This is a genomic window from Synechococcales cyanobacterium T60_A2020_003 (assembly GCA_015272205.1).
In the GTDB taxonomy this organism is placed as follows: domain Bacteria; phylum Cyanobacteriota; class Cyanobacteriia; order RECH01; family RECH01; genus JACYMB01.
On the sequence record JACYMB010000024.1, the window covers coordinates 1 to 16,078 of the forward strand.

Here is a 16,078-nt window from a genome sequence, read left to right on the forward strand (position 1 = left end):
GTTGGTTGTTCTGGAGGAAAGCCAAAGGCTTCCGACGACCAATCTCCATCATCTAATGGGGAAGCCGATACAAACGCAGCGGATAGTGCAACTGGAATAGGGCGTTTGGCCGTTTATGCAAACGGCGAAGATTTTGTCCGCCAGGGGTTTACCTCGAAGGATGGCTGGGCTATTACCTTCGATCACGCATACGTTACGTTAGCGGATGTTACTGCCTACCAAACTGAGCCTGCCTACGATCCAGAGGCGAGTGAATCCCTTAAAGCGCAAGAGCAGATCACAGTTGCGGAGTCCAAAACCGTGGATTTAGCCGAGGGAGATGAGCAGGCTAATCCGATTTTGATTGCGGAAGTGGACGCGCCAGAAGGACATTACAATGCTTTGTCGTGGCAGATGGCTGAGGCTAGTGATGGGCCTGCGGCAGGTTCGGTACTGATGCTCGTTGGCACAGCTCAAAAGGAAGGGCAAACCGTTAACTTTACCCTCCAATTGGGCAATGAAGTAACGTACACCTGTGGCGATTTTGTGGGGGATGAGCGGAAGGGAATTTTAAAGGCAGGAAACAGCGCAGATTTAGAAGCAACCTTCCACTTCGACCATATCTTTGGCGACGGCAGTGCTGCGCCTGATGATTCCCTGAATACTGGAGCATTAGGGTTTGAACCATTGGCCGCCCTTGCGAGTGGGGGGGAACTGGTTGTGGATCAGGCAACATTGCAGCAATCTCTTGCCCCTGAAGATTACGCCACCTTAGAGAAGGCTGTGTCTGGTTTCGGTCATGTTGGTGAAGGGCATTGTGGTGCGGATAGCTAACAGGGTTCATTCACCCATGCTTGAGTAAGAGACAAAGTGCCTCGTGATGTAAACAAATGACACTTACGGAATTTCCAGGTTTCGTAGCTTTATAGACCTTGATTTGACTCATTGAGTACTTCATTTAGAGGGCCAAGTTTTTATGGTCAAAAAACTGACGAGATGGCCATCGCCTCTTTGGCTAAGCGTTTTATCGATCGTGATGTTTGGCACGGCGCGCCACGCTTATGCCCATGGCGTGTCCATGTCCTATCAAACGACTGAGGTTATCGAAATCCAGGGAAAATACGATTCTGGAGAGCCGATGGCCGACGCTCAGGTGGCTGTATATGCGCCTGATGATCCCTCGACCCCTTGGCTCACGGGAACAGCAGATGACCAAGGCGTATTTATGTTCAAGCCAGATTTGAGCCAGCCTGGGAACTGGGAGGTTCAGTTTCGGCTGGCTGGCCACGGTGATATTATGACTATTCCTGTGGACGCTGAATCCAATCCTGTCGGCACTCGTGGGAGCACGGGGGGGCTGAATTCGGTGCAAAAGCTAATCGTTTTTGGTGCAATGACCTGGGGGTTTGTCGGAACTGCGCTTTATTTTTCGGGACGAAAGCAGCGGATGCAGAAATCTGCTGATTCTGGTCTACAGTCCACTCCTTCTCAGTTTTAAGTTTTCTAGCAAAGTGTGGGTCTGCGCGTGCATATTCCTGATGGTATTCTCCCGGCAAAGGTTTGTATTGGTGGCTATGCGATCGCTGGTTTAGCGACTTGGTATGCCTTACGTCAGATTCGTCACGATCCGGATCCGACGCAGAGCATTCCCAGGGCCTCCTTGCTAACGGCTGCTTTTTTTATTGCCTCATCGATTAGTATTCCGGTTCCCCCCGCGAGTGTCCATTTGGTTTTGAATGGTCTGCTGGGTGCGTTGCTGGGCTACTATGCGTTTCCTGCAATTCTAGTGGGGCTTTTCTTTCAGGCCGTGATTATTGGTCATGGAGGATTGACGACTTTAGGCGTGAATGCGGTGATGATGGGGATTCCTGCGTTAATTGCCCACCATGTGTTTCAAGGGCGTAGTTATGTCACTCGTTGGTGGAAAGACAGGATTGCGTTGGGCGTTTTTGCGTTTCTGGCTGGAGCGGTTGGCATTGGATTATCGGCGCTCATCTTTTTTGGGTTGGTCGTTACGACGATTCCCGCGACTTTTGATGCCTCTACGGAGCGAGCGGCGGTGTACGGTTTGACCCTCGCCCACATTCCGTTAATGGTGATTGAGGGTACGTTTACCGCGTTCATTGTGCTGTTTCTGAATCGGGTGAAGCCGGAGTTGTTTCCGGCTAAGGAGCATCTTTCATGAGGCTTGAGCTTGATGAGTATGCCGATTTAGATTCTCCCCTCCACCGATGGCATCCCCAATGCAAGCTGATTGGCTTGAGTACATTGATAGGGGCGATCGCCTTTGTCGAAGATATTCGCCTTTTGCCGATCGTCATTAGTCTCACGGCAGTTCTGTACTGGATTTCAGGATTGCCAATGTCCTACTGGGTTTCACGGGTTCATTATCCGGGCTATTTCTTGCTTGGGATTGTGGGGCTTTTGCCCTTTATTTCAGGGGATACGGTGCTGTGGCAGTGGGGGATCATCACGATTCGGCAGGAGGGATGTCTGGCCGTACTGCTGATTTCCTGCCGCTTCCTCGCCATCATTACCTTGAGTTTGCTGCTGTTTGGAACGGCTCCCTTTTTGACAATGGTAAAGGCGATGCGATCGCTCGGCTTACCGAGTGTCTTAACCGATATGCTGCTGTTATCCTATCGATACCTGTACGATATTGCCGACAATTTGGGACAAATGCAGCAATCGATGCGATTAAGAGGGTTCCACAGTGGTTACGCTGTCCAGACAGCGTCTCAGAGGCGATCGCTCCCGTTTGTACCAAATCTCTCGACACTAAAAATCCTGGCTTCTCTGACCGGAACGCTGTTGGTGAGGAGTTATGAACAGTCGGAACGGGTTTATAAAGCGATGCGGTTGCGGGGGTACGGATGTCAGCCTCGGCAAACAGCGTCTTGGAGCCAGACGATGGATCGAGCTAGCTTAATTGCGCTATTCGCTACGATTACGGGTGCAGCAAGCTTAATCCTTGTTCAAGCAATATTGAGGTAATCGCGCGTTTTTGGCAGGTTTCAACTAGGTTTTTACGTGTATGGATTATCCAAATTTCTCAACAGTTTCTCCGCGGGTTGCCACAGAGCCCAGTTTAGAGGTTCAGCTCGCGGCGATCGCGGCTCAGAATGTCAGCTTTTCCTATCCCGATAAGCCTGATACGCTGCAGAATGTTTCGCTTACCATCCAGCCGGGTGAACGGGTTGCCATTATTGGGCCGAATGGAGCCGGAAAGACAACGCTGTTTATGAGTATTTGCGGTGTGTTGAAGCCGCATCAAGGCGAGATTGAGGTGTTTGGGCGATCGATTGCGCTAGGCGAGTTTCGACCGGAAATTGGCTTAGTCTTTCAGAATCCAGATGACCAGTTGTTATCGGCGTCGGTATGGGATGATGTCGCCTTTGCCCCTCAAAATATGGGCTTGGATGAAGCAGCCGTTCACGAACGGGTACGAGAAGCCTTGCATTTGACCGGAACGACGGAGTTAGCCAATCGTGCGCCCCATCACTTATCGGGGGGGGAAAAACGGATGGTGGCGATCGCGGGTGTGATAGCGATGCACCCTCGTGTCGTTATCTATGACGAACCTTCGGCAAACTTGGATCTGAGGGCGCGACGGCGATTAATTAATTTTTTGAAGACTACGACGGAAACACTAGTGATCTCGTCCCACGATCTGGAATTTCTGCTAGAAGTGTGCGATCGCGTGATTTTGATGGATGAAGGGAAAATTGTTGCTGATGGAGAGCCCAAAACAATTATGGGTGATCAGGAGCTTATGGAAGCCCATGGTATGGAAAAACCTCACTCACTCGTGCCCCATCAACAGCCCCACCACGATCGCGATTCCGCTTGAATCCTAACGGTGGGTACGGGCGAGTTTGGCAGACCGAACCCAGCCAATGCCGAGATTCAATGGCGAAACCCGCCTCTACGAATTGATCATTGATTAACCGAATGTGCTGTTAGGACTCGGCAGACTTTGGCTTGAGTAATTTAGCGGGAATGCCGACGGCGGTTTGTCCTGCAGGCACGTCTGAGATCACCACTGCATTCGCGCCGATACAGGCGTCATCGCCAATGGTGACTGCGCCTAGAATTTTTGCGCCTGCCCCAACATTGACCCGCGCCCCCAGTTTCGGTGCATCAAGGGGGCGATCGAGATGCCGATTGCCAAGGGTGACGCCTTGGCGAATAATGCTGTCGTCTCCAATGACACTGTACCCATGGATTACGATCGCCCCTTGGTGTTCAATCACGACACGGCGACCCAGCGTTACCGTATAGGGAAGCTCAATCCCGTAGCCGTTGCGAACTTTGCGATAGAGAGCATTGTAAAGAAACTTGAGGGGGGCTCTGATGATCTTCGGTTGTGCCATGCGCCACACCCCAAATCGATACACGGCAACCGCTCGGAAACCGGGTAGAGTCCAGTCGCGCCCATGAGCTATCCAATCTTCTCGGATTTGTTCCCACAATCCCAATTCAAGCTGAACCCGCGCACCGTCTGCCCAAGATTTGAGTTCAGAGTTGACAGACTTTGATTCCCGGTTAATGGTGTCCGAATTGCTCAAAGCTGACCTCCTTTTACCAGGGCACTATTCATAAAAAAGTCGCTGAGGAGCTGAGGCGGATCGGAATCCGGCTTTCGCTGAATCACACGGCGGACTCTCCAGGTTAAGAAGCCAATCATCCACGCAAGTTCTGTCAGAATGGCATAGAACCAGCCGTAGTTTTTCACATAGTACCGTCGTCTGGATTCAAACCAATAGGTTGGGAGACGCTTGGCCTTCTGCTTAGCATCAGTCACCCCTGTACTTTGTCCCACGAAGTGAACCACTCGACTTTCAGGAACATACCAACACGACCATCCCGCGCGATGAGATGCTAAACAGAAGTCGAGTTCCTCGTAGTACAAGAAATACGCTTCGTCCATTAAGCCAATGTCATCAAACACTGCACGGCGCACCATCATACTCGCCCCTGCCACCCATTCTGTTTCACAGATTTCATCGGAAACGGGGGGCGCGACAATCCATTTCGAGAGAAGCTGGGTCACAATACCAAGGCGTAACCCACCCTCAAACTCGTTAACAATGTTAGGAAAACGAAAGGCAGACCGTTGAGGTGTACCATCCGGATCTTCGAGCCGACTGCCTGCGATGCCCGCTTCAGGGTTAGCGTCCATAAACTCCACAAGCGTGCGGATCGCACCGGGACGAACTACCGTGTCAGGATTGAGGAGGAAAACATAGTCTGGTGGAGTGTCAGACGCTAGCGCTGGACGGATCGCCGCATTATTTCCGAAGGCATAACCCCCGTTAACATCGAGGGGCATGAAGGTAGCCCACTCGTGCCACTGCTCGTTGGCGATCGCCGCTGCAATCTTTTCTGCAGAGCCATCTCCAGAGTGGCTATCGACTACGGTGACACGAATACCGGGCATGGCCTGAACTTCCGGCACGAGCGATCGCAAGCAGTCAATCACCAAGCCCGCAGTACGGTAGTTCACGATGACGACTAGGACAGATTTTTGATGAATCTGAGTTTCGGCAGACATAACTCCTCTGATACCAGTAAACATGGATGGCACGGCAGGCATAAAACAGAAGTTTTAGACTTTTAGATACATGATGAGGGAATGAATTATCTGATAAACACTTTATTTAAGCTGCAAGTTGAACATTCTTCAATTACCTTCAATTATCAGTATTCAGTTATCAGTATTCAGTATAGGAGACGATCCACTGCCCAGGGGCGTCAAGCATGAAATCGCTCGAAACTCCGGGAGCTTTAGAACTTTCACGCCAACTAATGGTCTTTGAACCTTGATAGAGAAGGATGCACAAGTCTTCATCTTAATGAATTTAGGTAGGCTAGCTGCATCCAGTATATCTGTTAACCCTTGAGGGCAGTGCAAAATTTCTAGCTGTATATATTAAGATGCTGTCAAGATTATTCCTCTTGAGGGTGAAAAGTACTAAAAAATCAAGAGGTTTCGTGTGTGAGTAGTAGAAGTACATTGGAGAGCGTCGCTCCATGATCAACTCTTTCGAGTTCTGATTCCAGATTGAATTTTTTCGTGAACAAGAAGATTAATTTTGTAAGGAAAATAAAATTTTCCAGAGCGATGATTCAGTGCTTTATAAGGCAATAGTTTGTCTGTAAATTTAAGAAAAAATATTCCTTTAGTCGGATATCTGCATTGGTTTTTATCTAAGGATTCAAACTCTAGATTGATTTCAAGCGAAGGGTTCGCGGCTTATAAATAGAATATGGATTTTGCCAGTAGAACGATGCTGTTGAGCACGTTAAGTTGATAGAAGAAAAGATGCTGAAAAGCGATTTAACAATGTTCTCTTGTTAATCAGAGCGATGGCGTTCTCGTCGTTGGCGATCGCTCATCTACTTGTGGCGCGGCCTTCTGAAGCTTTGCAATCAGGTCTGGATCGAGTATGTTGAGAAGCTTAGAGATGAGCAGCAAGATTCTGTAGAAACTGTAGGTAATTCTGTTCAAGACTTGTTCGAGTAGGATAGATTTCTACTCACCCTACAGTAAGCTTTGAACGCTCAATTGCTAAATTGAGTCTCCCCGTTTTCAGTATCTTAATGATTTGGATTTCATTTGGAGTTTGTGTCGTTAATAATTGACGGAAGGTATTGACTATGAATTACACCTATAGCGTTCCTACGTGATTTATGAAAAAGATGAGTTGTGAAATGTGCGCCCCGTCGGGGCGCACATTTCACAATCCAAATAGGATTGCTATATGTTCGGTTCAATCGGTTGATGCGTACAGTGTTAGCCGTGGTTGTGTGTGGCGTGATGTTATTTAGCATTGCGATGCCTGCCTATGCAATCGGGAGTTCAAAATCAAAGCCCTATGAAGGAGAAGCCCAGCTCAATGAGGTGCAGCGACGTTCTGAAGATGTGCTAAAGGCGGAACCTCGCTCAATGAATGATCTGAAGGAAACTGCTCAAGGGGGAATCAACGAGATTCAAGGCGCTGCGGACTACGATAAAATGAGTTGGCCTGAAAACTCCCAGGATGCAGAGTCTGTTCCCGACCAGATTAAGCGTGCATTTGACGCCCTGACGGATCGCTAAGCCTAGACGATCACCGCCTGTATGTTCGCAGTGCGGATTAAAACTTCACACGCTTGCATAATGCGATCGCCCTATCTCTCGCCAAGTAGGGCGATGTGCTGTGTGGATCTACATTTTACAAGTTGGAGGGCGTCAGCACACTTTTGTCGTTTTGCGGAAACAAGCAGTTCTGGTACGGAAGTAAGCTATTCCTTCAAACACTTCAGTTTGTAATAAGTGTATTTCGTAACGGATTCCTCGACATACACTCATAACAGTAATCATCGAACTCCAAAATTCCAATAGGTTCTAAACGGTTACGGTAATCAGCAAAGCTGGGTATCTCGTCCTGACTAGGTGCAAGTTTTACTGAATACCCATTAAGCAGGAATTGGTGTCGGACGCATCGTGTGAGGGGAGTTATAGAAGCTATGGTTCAGCCCAGCCTACCCGTAATGTCGAGTTTGCTGTTGGCTACAGTGGGCGCACCCGCTGTATCGGCTGTAGAACTGCCAGCAGAACCCATACCCCAGGCGGAGTCGCCATCCGTGGGTGCATTGCTGGAGTTTTCGGTTTCCCAGTCTGCCAATCCGATGGACGATCGCTTTCTGCAAGACATTCCGGTTCCCCCTCCCCCTGATGCTCCACCGGTGCTTTCCCCTGAAGTTGAATCAGAGTCCTCCTTGGATGCTCCGGATATGGAAGAGCTATCACCCCCTGAGCCTGATACGGATGCCGAGCCTCGGTTTTCGGTGCAAACGATCGAGGTTGTGGGTAGTACCGTATTTGATTCCGAGGATTTTGCACCTATCATTCAGCCTCTAGAGAACCGTGAAATTGGGTTGGCCGACCTTCAAGCCGCCACGGATGCGATTACGCAACTGTATCTAGACGAAGGCTATCTCACGTCGAGAGCGCTGCTTGTGGATCAGGAGATTACCAATGGCGTTGTTCAAATCCAGGTGATTGAAGGGAGCCTGTCAGATATTGAAATTTCAGGATTGCAGCGGTTGAATGAACGCTATGTGCGCGATCGCATTCAGCTTGGTGCGGGTGTTCCTTTAAAGACTCAAGATTTGGAAGAGCAATTGCGGCTACTGCGATTTGATCCGCTGTTTAAAACCGTAGAAGCGAGTCTGCGTCCATCGGGCACGGTGGGGCAAAGTATTTTGGTGGTTCGGGTTACGGAAGCTGACTCTTGGTTGGGGAGTTTTAGTGTAGATAACTATTCCCCTCCCAGCGTGGGATCGGAACGGATGAATGTGAGTCTTGGCTATCGCAATTTGACTGGATTAGGGGATGAAGTCAACGCCACCTATCGACGTACGACGACCGGAGGTGCAGAAATTGTTGAATTTGCCTATCAAGTGCCGCTAAACCCGATGGATGGCACCTTACAAATTCAAGCAATTTGGGACTGGAACGATATCACCGATGATGAGTTCGCTGATTTTGACATTTCCGGTTCGTCGGAGATCTATGAGATCAGCTTCCGGCAACCGCTCATTCGTCGGGTCGAGGAGGAGTTTGCGCTATCGTTGGGGCTGAGTTACAAAGACGGGCAAACGTTTTTGTTTGACTTACCGACGCCGTTCGGCATTGGCCCTGACGAGAATGGGGTGAGTCGGGTGACAGCTCTGCGCTTTGGGCAGGACTACGTCCACCGCGATCCGTATGGGGCATGGGCCGTGCGATCGCTCTTTAGTTTCGGTATTGACGTATTTGATCCAACGATTAACGAACCGCCCGTACCCGACGGTCTGTTCGTTAGCTGGTTGTTTCAAGGGCAGCGGGTGCAGCGTCTAGGGGAGGATCATTTGCTGATCGCGCTGCTCGATTTGCAACTGACCCCTAACAGTCTGCTGCCGTCTGAACAATTCGTGATTGGGGGAGGACAGTCGGTGCGGGGATACACCCAGAATGCGAGATCTGGGGACAATGGGTTTCGCTTCACCCTAGAGGATCGGATCACTCTAGCGTGAGATGCGTCGGCCAATCCGATTTTCCAGCTCGCTCCTTTCCTAGACGCGGGTGCGGTCTGGAATCATCCTTACCGGATCAGACGTTCTTAGCTAGCGTTGGCCTTGGAGCCTTGTGGGAGCCAATGCCTGGGTTAAATCTGCGTTTGGATTATGCTATTCCCTTTGTAAACTTGGATGATCGGGGCAATAATGCCCAGGATGAGGGCTTTTACTTCAGCGTGGGCTATCAGTTTTAGTTGTTTTTGCTCCGCTTGCTCCGTTGTTCTAACCGAAAGAACCACACCATTAGGGCGATAACGCCTAGCTGCAGGGCAAAGTTAGGCAGCGTTGCTGGATCTCCTCGACCAGCGACGAGTTGGCTTAGAAAAATGACCGCGCCAATCGCACCCGATGCTGCACAGGCAAAATAGACGAAAATGCGCAGACCTCGATAGGGGGCTTTCACTTCCGCCATGAGGCGATCGCGCTCTTCTGGGGTGAGCGATCGCGGTGAGATAGGGTTGCGAAACGGTTGCTTTGGATCTGGCTTAGACATCAGTTGCTTGTAGGCTTCCACGGTGTAGCGTTAGAGATTCATTCCCTCTACCTCTTGTAGCCTAACAGAATCAGAACATGCAGATGAGGCACCCGATGCAAGACTCTTTACCAAAATCCCCGTCGTCCACTGGGATGAATGGTGGCCCAATTGGTGCGTGCAGTAGCAAGCTGTTCCTCGGAAATCTTGGCTCCGGTGAGATCGGCTCCACAGAGATTTGCGCCCCGTAAATTTGCATTGCTGAGATAGGCATAGCTCAGGTCTGCGCCTCGTAAATTCGCATTACCCAAGTCGGCATGACTTAGATACGCCCTCGCTAAATTGGCGTTTTTCAAGACGGCTTCATTCAAATTAGCCCGCCCAAAATCAGCGTTAAAGAGGTTGGCACCTTGGAGATTGACTTTACAGAGCTTGGATTGATGGAAGCTCGCCCCTGACAAATTGGCGCGGGACAAATTCAACATGCCCAGGTTATGCAGTGTGAAGTCTCTGCGCCCTTTCGCATAGGCGTCTAGGATTTCCTTGGCATCCATACGCGCCAAAATTTTAGAGGCGGGTTGCTCACTGGAATTGCTGCGGGCTGCTCCCCCCGTACGATGGGGGGTATTACCACTGGATGAATTGGAGTCGAGGGAGGTTCGAGCGATCCCAGGTGTACGACGATTCCCCCCGGTTTGGATGTTGGTGGTATCGCCTCCTTGGCGGGCAATCTGGCGGGCACGAATTGCGGCGGCCATGCGTGCGGATGGGGAGGTGGATAGCGATGTGTGATCGCCTGCAGGATCTGCTGAGGGCGATCGCCCCGATTTTGCGACAGTATTTGGCCCAGACGACTTGCCCGCCGTTGTCACCATGCTTTGGGCAAGGCTATCCAGGTAGGGTTCCAGATCCAATGCGCGCAGAACGTCATTGGGGGATTGGTAGCGGTGGCGCACTGAGACTTCCAACATTTTTTGGAGAACGCCCGCAAAATGTTCGCTCACATGGACATGCTCTCTCCAAAGTAATTCCCCCGTCATGGAGTCATAGTTCATATCCTTGGGTGATTTCCCAGAAAGGAGATAAATGCAGGTGACCCCAAGCGCGTAAATATCGCTGGCATAAACCGGACGCATCGCCATTTGCTCTGGAGGGGCATACCCCGGTGTCCCGATGGCATAGGAGGTGAGTGCCGTTTGCTCCGATGCCCCCATCCTTTCTGGGCTAACCTGATCCTTAACGGCTCCGAAATCAATCAAAACTAACTTTTTGTCTTCGGCGCGGCGAATCAAGTTTGCAGGCTTGATGTCGCGATGGATCACCTGCTGGCTGTGGATATACTGCAACATTGGCAGGATTTCGCTCAGGAATTGTTTAACCCCGCTTTCGCTGAATGGGCCAGAATCGCGTACTTCCTGCTGTAGGGTTGATCCGCTAATATATTCTTGAACGAGATAAAATTCCTGATTTGCTTCAAAGTAGTCCAGTAGGCGAGGTACTTGAGGGTGATTCCCAATTTTGCCAAGGGTTTTAGCTTCGCGCTTGAAGAGATCGCGAGCCATTTGCATCACATGGGCTGAATGGGCGGCTGGCCGCAACTGCTTAATCACGCAGAAAGGACTGCCCGGTAGTGATTCGTCTTTGGCGAGAAATGTTGCGCCAAAACCTCCTTGCCCCAAGAGCTGTACCACGCGATAGCGATCTTTGAGCAGCAATTTGGAGCCACAAGCTTGACAAATCTCTGTGTGGGCTAAATTGTCAGGATTTGGGCAGGATGGGTTCAAGCAGTAGCTCATTCGACATCACTCATTCTTGTCGATCGCGGTGGCAATGCTTAGGAAAGGTCGTCGAAGCAGAGCACTTAATTACGTTCTATCTACCATTATTTCCTGAAATCCAGAAGCACTAACCGCTATTCCTACAGAGAATCGGATAAAGATTTCCTAAGGAAATGACAGTGTGGATTGAAATCCCGGTAAACACTGACACTAATGCTTCAGACTCAAGGTTAACCGTATGGAATTAAGCCTCTGCTTCGAAAGGACGATAGCGGTGTAACCCTTAGCTAGAGACACAGGTGGTTGTTAACGACTCTAGATCTGCTCTTCGTAATATGCGAACCATAAGGTTTTGTCCCTACTTCAACATTGTCTGACCGCATCTTCCGAAGATGCGCTATGGGCAGATGCCCATCATACTAGCAACACTTGAGGTTTGAATCTGCGATGGCTGCCATTGCGGGCTTAACTTGGGCCATCCTACATGAGTAGTGACGACGGGGTTAGGCAGAGCCTTGGGTGGACTGGGGTTTGGTGTCACGCCTCAAGAGGGAGTGCCGTGCGGCAATGGGGACATCGAGACTTATAGTCAGCAGGACTCGAAGAATCTGCTGTGACCAGCCCCTACGGTATTGCTATCTCTATCATGCCCAAAGTTTGGAGGTTATTAACAGATCGACGCGTTCACGTTTCGGGAAACGTATGCATATTTGCGGTGGTGATGAATACCAGTAGAATGCTGAAAATGCAGTGATCTCTGGTAAGAACTATGCCTCACGCGGCAATTGTTGGGTTAGGGAAGTCGGGAATTGGGGCGGCACGGCTGTTGAAGGTGCAGGGCTGGGACGTGTGGATTAGCGATCGCACCACCTCTCCATTTTTGGAACACCTTCAGACGAAACTTGAAGCTGAAGGGATTCCAGTCCGCTTGGGGCATACGATCCAACCTGATCCTGCTGAGCTTGATCGACTGGTGGTTAGTCCAGGGGTGCCGTGGGACTTGGAACCGATTGAGAAAGCGCGATCGCTCGGCATTGAAACCCTGGGCGAAATGGAATTGGCATGGCGATCGCTCCAGTCCTGGCCGTGGGTGGGCATTACGGGCACGAACGGCAAAACGACGACTACAGCGCTGGTTGCGGCGATGTTTCAGGCGGCGGGCTTGAATGCACCCTCCTGCGGCAATATTGGAAACGCGGCGACGGAGTTGGCCTATCAGGTTGTGACTCAGGGGGGACGCCCGTTGGATTGGGTGATTGCCGAGGTTAGCAGCTACCAGATTGAGTCGTCGGATACCTTAGCGCCTGAGATTGGCATTTGGACGACGTTTACCCCGGATCACCTCAGTCGTCACTACACGCTGGATAACTACTACGCGATTAAGGCAAGTCTCCTGGGGCGATCGCGCTATCAAGTCTTTAACGGTGACGATCCGTACCTGCGTGCTCATGCGCCGACCCAATTTGCGGATGCCTGCTGGACGAGCGTGCAGGGGAAAGAATATCTGGTGGCGAATCCAGACCGGGGCACCTACCTGGATAATGGCTGGGTCTTCCACGGACAAACACCGATTGTGCAAGCGGCAGATCTGCGAATGGTGGGCCGTCATAACCAGCAAAATTTGCTGATGGCGGCGGCGGCGGCGTGTTTGGCGGGGATTGACCCAGAGGCGATCGCCCAAGCCGTTCGCACCTTTCCCGGTGTTCCCCATCGGTTGGAACACATTTGCACCTGGCGGGGAATTGACTTCATCAACGATAGCAAGGCCACCAATTACGATGCGGCAGAGGTAGGACTAGCGGCGGTTGCGGCTCCGGCGATCCTGATTGCCGGGGGTGATCCGAAAGCGGGGGATGATGAAGGCTGGATGCGCCAAATTCACGCTAAGGCCGCAGCGGTGCTTCTGATTGGGGATGCCGCGCCTGCGTTTGCACAACGACTGGCGGAAACGGGCTACACCAACACTGAGATCGTCGAAACGATGGATCGGGCGGTGCGACGGGCGGCGGAACTGGCTCCGCAGGTGGGCGCACGGGTAGTGCTGCTGTCGCCTGCTTGTGCCAGTTTTGATCAGTACAGGAGCTTTGAGCAGCGGGGCGACCATTTCCGCCAGCTTTGCTTGGAGCAATTTCAGGATTAGGACAGAGGGGCAGCGCTTGAGAAATCGGTATTCTGTAGATAGGGTTTCCCACCTCGATTAACTCAGCGAATCATCTAGGAGAAAGACGCATGGTGCAACTCAGCGATCGCCCCACCCAGGAGTCGATTCAAGATTTGATTGGTCAGCAGCGAGCCTTTTTCCGCACGGGGAAAACCAAGGATGTGGAATTTCGGATGCAGCAACTCCAGACCTTGCGGCAAGCCATTCTTGATGCCCAAGATGCAGTAATGGCAGCGCTACACGCTGATTTGCGGAAACCGGAGTTTGAAACCTACGCCACCGAAATTGGGGTGATTCGCGAGATTGATCATGTTCTAAAGCACCTCAAATCGTGGGTAAAGCCGCGTAAGGTTGCCTCGCCCATCGATCAGTTTCCGGCAACGGCTAAAGTTCATGCGGAACCGCTGGGTGTAGTGTTGATTATTGGCCCCTGGAACTACCCATTTCAGCTTGCTCTGTCTCCGCTTGTGGGGGCGATCGCCGCTGGTAACTGCGCGATTTTGAAGCCCTCCGAACTGGCTCCGGCGACCTCGCGAGTCATTGCAGACCTAGCGCAAAAAATTTTCGATCCGGCCTACATTTCTGTGGTTGAAGGTGGGGTGGAAACGAGTCAAGCTCTACTGGCTGAAAAGTTTGATCACATCTTCTTCACTGGCGGAACGGCGATCGGCAAGGTGATCATGAAAGCAGCAGCAGAGCATCTAACCCCGGTGACGCTGGAACTGGGTGGCAAAAGTCCCTGTATTGTTGATCGCGATACGTCGATTCCGGAAACGGCGCGACGGATTGCCTGGGGCAAATTTATCAACACGGGGCAAACCTGCATTGCACCGGACTACCTCTTGGTCGATCGCCAGATTAAGTCCGAACTATTAGACGCGATCAAAGCACAAATCCGGGAGTTCTACGGAGATGATCCGTCGCAGAGTCCCGACTATGGCCGGATTATTAGCGATAAGCACTTTGCCCGATTGGAACGGTTCCTCCAGGATGGCACGGTGATTTGTGGTGGACAAACCAACGCAGGCGATCGCTACATTGCACCGACCATTCTTGATAACGTTTCCCCGAATGCTCCCGTTATGCAGGACGAAATCTTTGGCCCCATCCTGCCCGTGCTGGAGTACGACACCCTGGATGACGCGATCGCCTTTGTGTGCGATCGCCCCAAACCCCTAGCGCTATACATTTTCTCCCGCAATAAAGAGGTTCAGCAAAAAGTCCTGTCGGAAACCTCATCGGGTAACGCCTGCGTCAACGACACGATCATGCAAGTTGGCGTTTCGGAACTTCCCTTTGGCGGCGTGGGCGACAGCGGCATTGGCAGCTACCACGGCAAAGCCAGCTTCGACACCTTCTCCCATCCAAAAAGTGTGCTGTATAAGTCTTTCTGGCTGGATTTGAAGTGGCGTTATGCGCCCTATGCGGCCAATTTGAAGTTGATGAAGAAGTTTATTGGCGGGTGAAGAGGGGAAGGAGAGAGGCGCTGAACACGACCTTTTTAAGTGGGTCGTTTTTTAGGGGTGCGGCGCATATGTAGCCACAGTGAGATTCCGGTAAATAGAAGTACACAGAGGCCGAGAGCGTTTAGAAACGGATAAATGACTTCATTTAGGAGACCAAAGTGGCCTTTATGCAAATCTAACAACCATTCAAACGCGTCCCCTTTGCCAACTAAATCAACAATTTGGTAAATCGTGCCTGTAATTGCCGTTAGCAGCAAGGGCAACAGCATAATTGGGGCGAGAGCCCGGTGTAGATGGCGAATGTTCTGAAAATACTGATTGCGCTTTTTAGTGGATGTCATGGAAAAACGCCCAGATTGAGTCGAGATAGGGCAGGGATGCTAAGTAGTCCTAGAATCATTAATGAGTTAGGTAGGAACCTCATGTTCTTGCCCTGAGGACTTTTCAGGTGATTCTGTAGTGGGTTCATGAACGACATATATTGAGCAAGGTGCATGGTGAAGCGTATAGTTACTCACACTGCCCAGGAAAAATTCTGCGAGTCGTGAACGCCCTCGTCGTCCCAACACAATCAGATCAGGATTCCATGCATAGGCAAAGTCGTTAATTGCCTGTTCTGGATCTCCAAAACAATGAGCGCACTCTGTTCTCACTCCTACGCCGGCAGCTTTCTGTACGAGTGATCCAAATAAATCAGGCTCAAATTCCTCAAAATGACCTAAATAACAATAGGGATCAACTTCATCTTCGCCCTGGAAATAGGGTTCTATTGTTTTGAGATAGGCGGGAGGTTCTTCAAGGGTTTCGTCTGGATCTATAACATGAATTAACCCTAAGCAAGCCTGGGTAGCTTTTGCCAGCATTAACGCTTGATCAAAAATGTACTGACTCGATTCTGAGTCAGGAATAGCAACTAAGATTTTGGGAAGCATTTTTTACTCGGAATTATTGTAGAAAACAGCTAAATTTAATAGTCTTGAAGCCTGCTAATAGCTGAAGAAATAATGTAGATATTGAACTTTGATGCAGTTGTCTGAACAATCGACCAATTGAAACTGAACTGTGACGTACTCCCGACACCGATGCAAACATACGGTGCGGGCTTCTCCCACCGGAA

At 50.7% G+C, this 16,078-nt stretch carries 13 protein-coding genes and 2 pseudogenes; 9 read left to right on the forward strand and 6 right to left on the reverse strand.

Going from position 1 to position 16,078, the window contains the following annotated elements; genetic code table 11:
* The first annotated feature begins 105 nt into the window (after positions 1 to 105).
* The 5 genes from IGR76_01160 (at position 106) to IGR76_01180 (ending at position 3,829) form a co-directional block, all read left to right on the forward strand.
* Positions 106 to 813 carry a DUF4382 domain-containing protein gene (locus IGR76_01160; GenBank protein MBF2077151.1) on the forward strand — a complete coding sequence of 236 codons (708 nt, stop codon included), beginning with the start codon at positions 106 to 108 and terminating at the stop codon, positions 811 to 813.
* 202 nt (positions 814 to 1,015) lie between these two features.
* Positions 1,016 to 1,477: a carboxypeptidase regulatory-like domain-containing protein gene (locus tag IGR76_01165; protein MBF2077152.1), complete on the forward strand. Its 462-nt coding sequence runs from the start codon at positions 1,016 to 1,018 to the stop codon at positions 1,475 to 1,477.
* A gap of 27 nt (positions 1,478 to 1,504) precedes the next feature.
* On the forward strand, positions 1,505 to 2,164 hold the full coding sequence (cbiM, locus tag IGR76_01170) for a cobalt transporter CbiM (protein ID MBF2077153.1): 660 nt from the start codon (positions 1,505 to 1,507) through the stop codon (positions 2,162 to 2,164).
* On the forward strand, positions 2,161 to 2,973 hold the full coding sequence (gene cbiQ / locus IGR76_01175; protein ID MBF2077154.1) for a cobalt ECF transporter T component CbiQ: 813 nt from the start codon (positions 2,161 to 2,163) through the stop codon (positions 2,971 to 2,973). Before cbiM ends, cbiQ begins: the two co-directional genes overlap by 4 nt.
* Positions 2,974 to 3,013: 40 nt before the next feature.
* A complete protein-coding gene (locus IGR76_01180; GenBank protein MBF2077155.1) occupies positions 3,014 to 3,829 on the forward strand; it encodes an ABC transporter ATP-binding protein in 816 nt (271 codons plus the stop codon).
* Positions 3,830 to 3,938: 109 nt separating this feature from the next.
* Here IGR76_01180 and IGR76_01185 read toward each other — a convergent pair whose 3' ends face one another.
* Both IGR76_01185 and IGR76_01190 read right to left on the reverse strand, forming a co-directional pair.
* Positions 3,939 to 4,451: a serine acetyltransferase gene (locus IGR76_01185; protein ID MBF2077156.1), complete on the reverse strand. Its 513-nt coding sequence runs from the start codon at positions 4,449 to 4,451 to the stop codon at positions 3,939 to 3,941.
* A 92-nt stretch (positions 4,452 to 4,543) separates the two neighbouring features.
* Positions 4,544 to 5,533, reverse strand: coding sequence for a glycosyltransferase family 2 protein (locus IGR76_01190; protein ID MBF2077157.1), 990 nt, complete (start codon positions 5,531 to 5,533; stop codon positions 4,544 to 4,546).
* A 1,230-nt stretch (positions 5,534 to 6,763) separates the two neighbouring features.
* Between IGR76_01190 and IGR76_01195 the strand changes: the two genes are divergently transcribed.
* The gene (locus IGR76_01195; protein ID MBF2077158.1) at positions 6,764 to 7,081 is read left to right on the forward strand and encodes a hypothetical protein; all 318 of its coding nucleotides are present in this window, start codon (positions 6,764 to 6,766) and stop codon (positions 7,079 to 7,081) included.
* Between the two features lie 434 nt (positions 7,082 to 7,515).
* Positions 7,516 to 9,278, forward strand: a pseudogene (locus tag IGR76_01200) (ShlB/FhaC/HecB family hemolysin secretion/activation protein).
* Here the strand turns inward: IGR76_01200 and IGR76_01205 are convergent.
* Positions 9,275 to 9,577: a DUF3493 domain-containing protein gene (locus IGR76_01205; protein MBF2077159.1), complete on the reverse strand. Its 303-nt coding sequence runs from the start codon at positions 9,575 to 9,577 to the stop codon at positions 9,275 to 9,277. The pseudogene IGR76_01200 and the gene IGR76_01205 sit on opposite strands and share 4 nt — an antisense overlap.
* 107 nt (positions 9,578 to 9,684) lie before the next feature.
* Positions 9,685 to 11,352, reverse strand: a complete 1,668-nt coding sequence (locus IGR76_01210) for a pentapeptide repeat-containing protein (GenBank protein ID MBF2077160.1) — start codon at positions 11,350 to 11,352, stop codon at positions 9,685 to 9,687.
* Positions 11,353 to 12,103: 751 nt separating this feature from the next.
* On the opposite strand from IGR76_01210, the gene IGR76_01215 reads away from it, so the two are divergent.
* The gene (locus tag IGR76_01215; protein ID MBF2077161.1) at positions 12,104 to 13,474 is read left to right on the forward strand and encodes a UDP-N-acetylmuramoyl-L-alanine--D-glutamate ligase; all 1,371 of its coding nucleotides are present in this window, start codon (positions 12,104 to 12,106) and stop codon (positions 13,472 to 13,474) included.
* 89 nt (positions 13,475 to 13,563) lie between these two features.
* The gene (locus IGR76_01220) at positions 13,564 to 14,961 is read left to right on the forward strand and encodes an aldehyde dehydrogenase (protein ID MBF2077162.1); all 1,398 of its coding nucleotides are present in this window, start codon (positions 13,564 to 13,566) and stop codon (positions 14,959 to 14,961) included.
* A 35-nt stretch (positions 14,962 to 14,996) separates the two neighbouring features.
* Here the strand turns inward: IGR76_01220 and IGR76_01225 are convergent, their stop codons facing one another.
* Both IGR76_01225 and IGR76_01230 read right to left on the reverse strand, forming a co-directional pair.
* On the reverse strand, positions 14,997 to 15,302 hold the full coding sequence (locus IGR76_01225) for a hypothetical protein (GenBank protein MBF2077163.1): 306 nt from the start codon (positions 15,300 to 15,302) through the stop codon (positions 14,997 to 14,999).
* Between the two features lie 66 nt (positions 15,303 to 15,368).
* Positions 15,369 to 15,893 (reverse strand): annotated as a pseudogene (locus IGR76_01230) (universal stress protein).
* Positions 15,894 to 16,078: the final 185 nt, after the last annotated feature.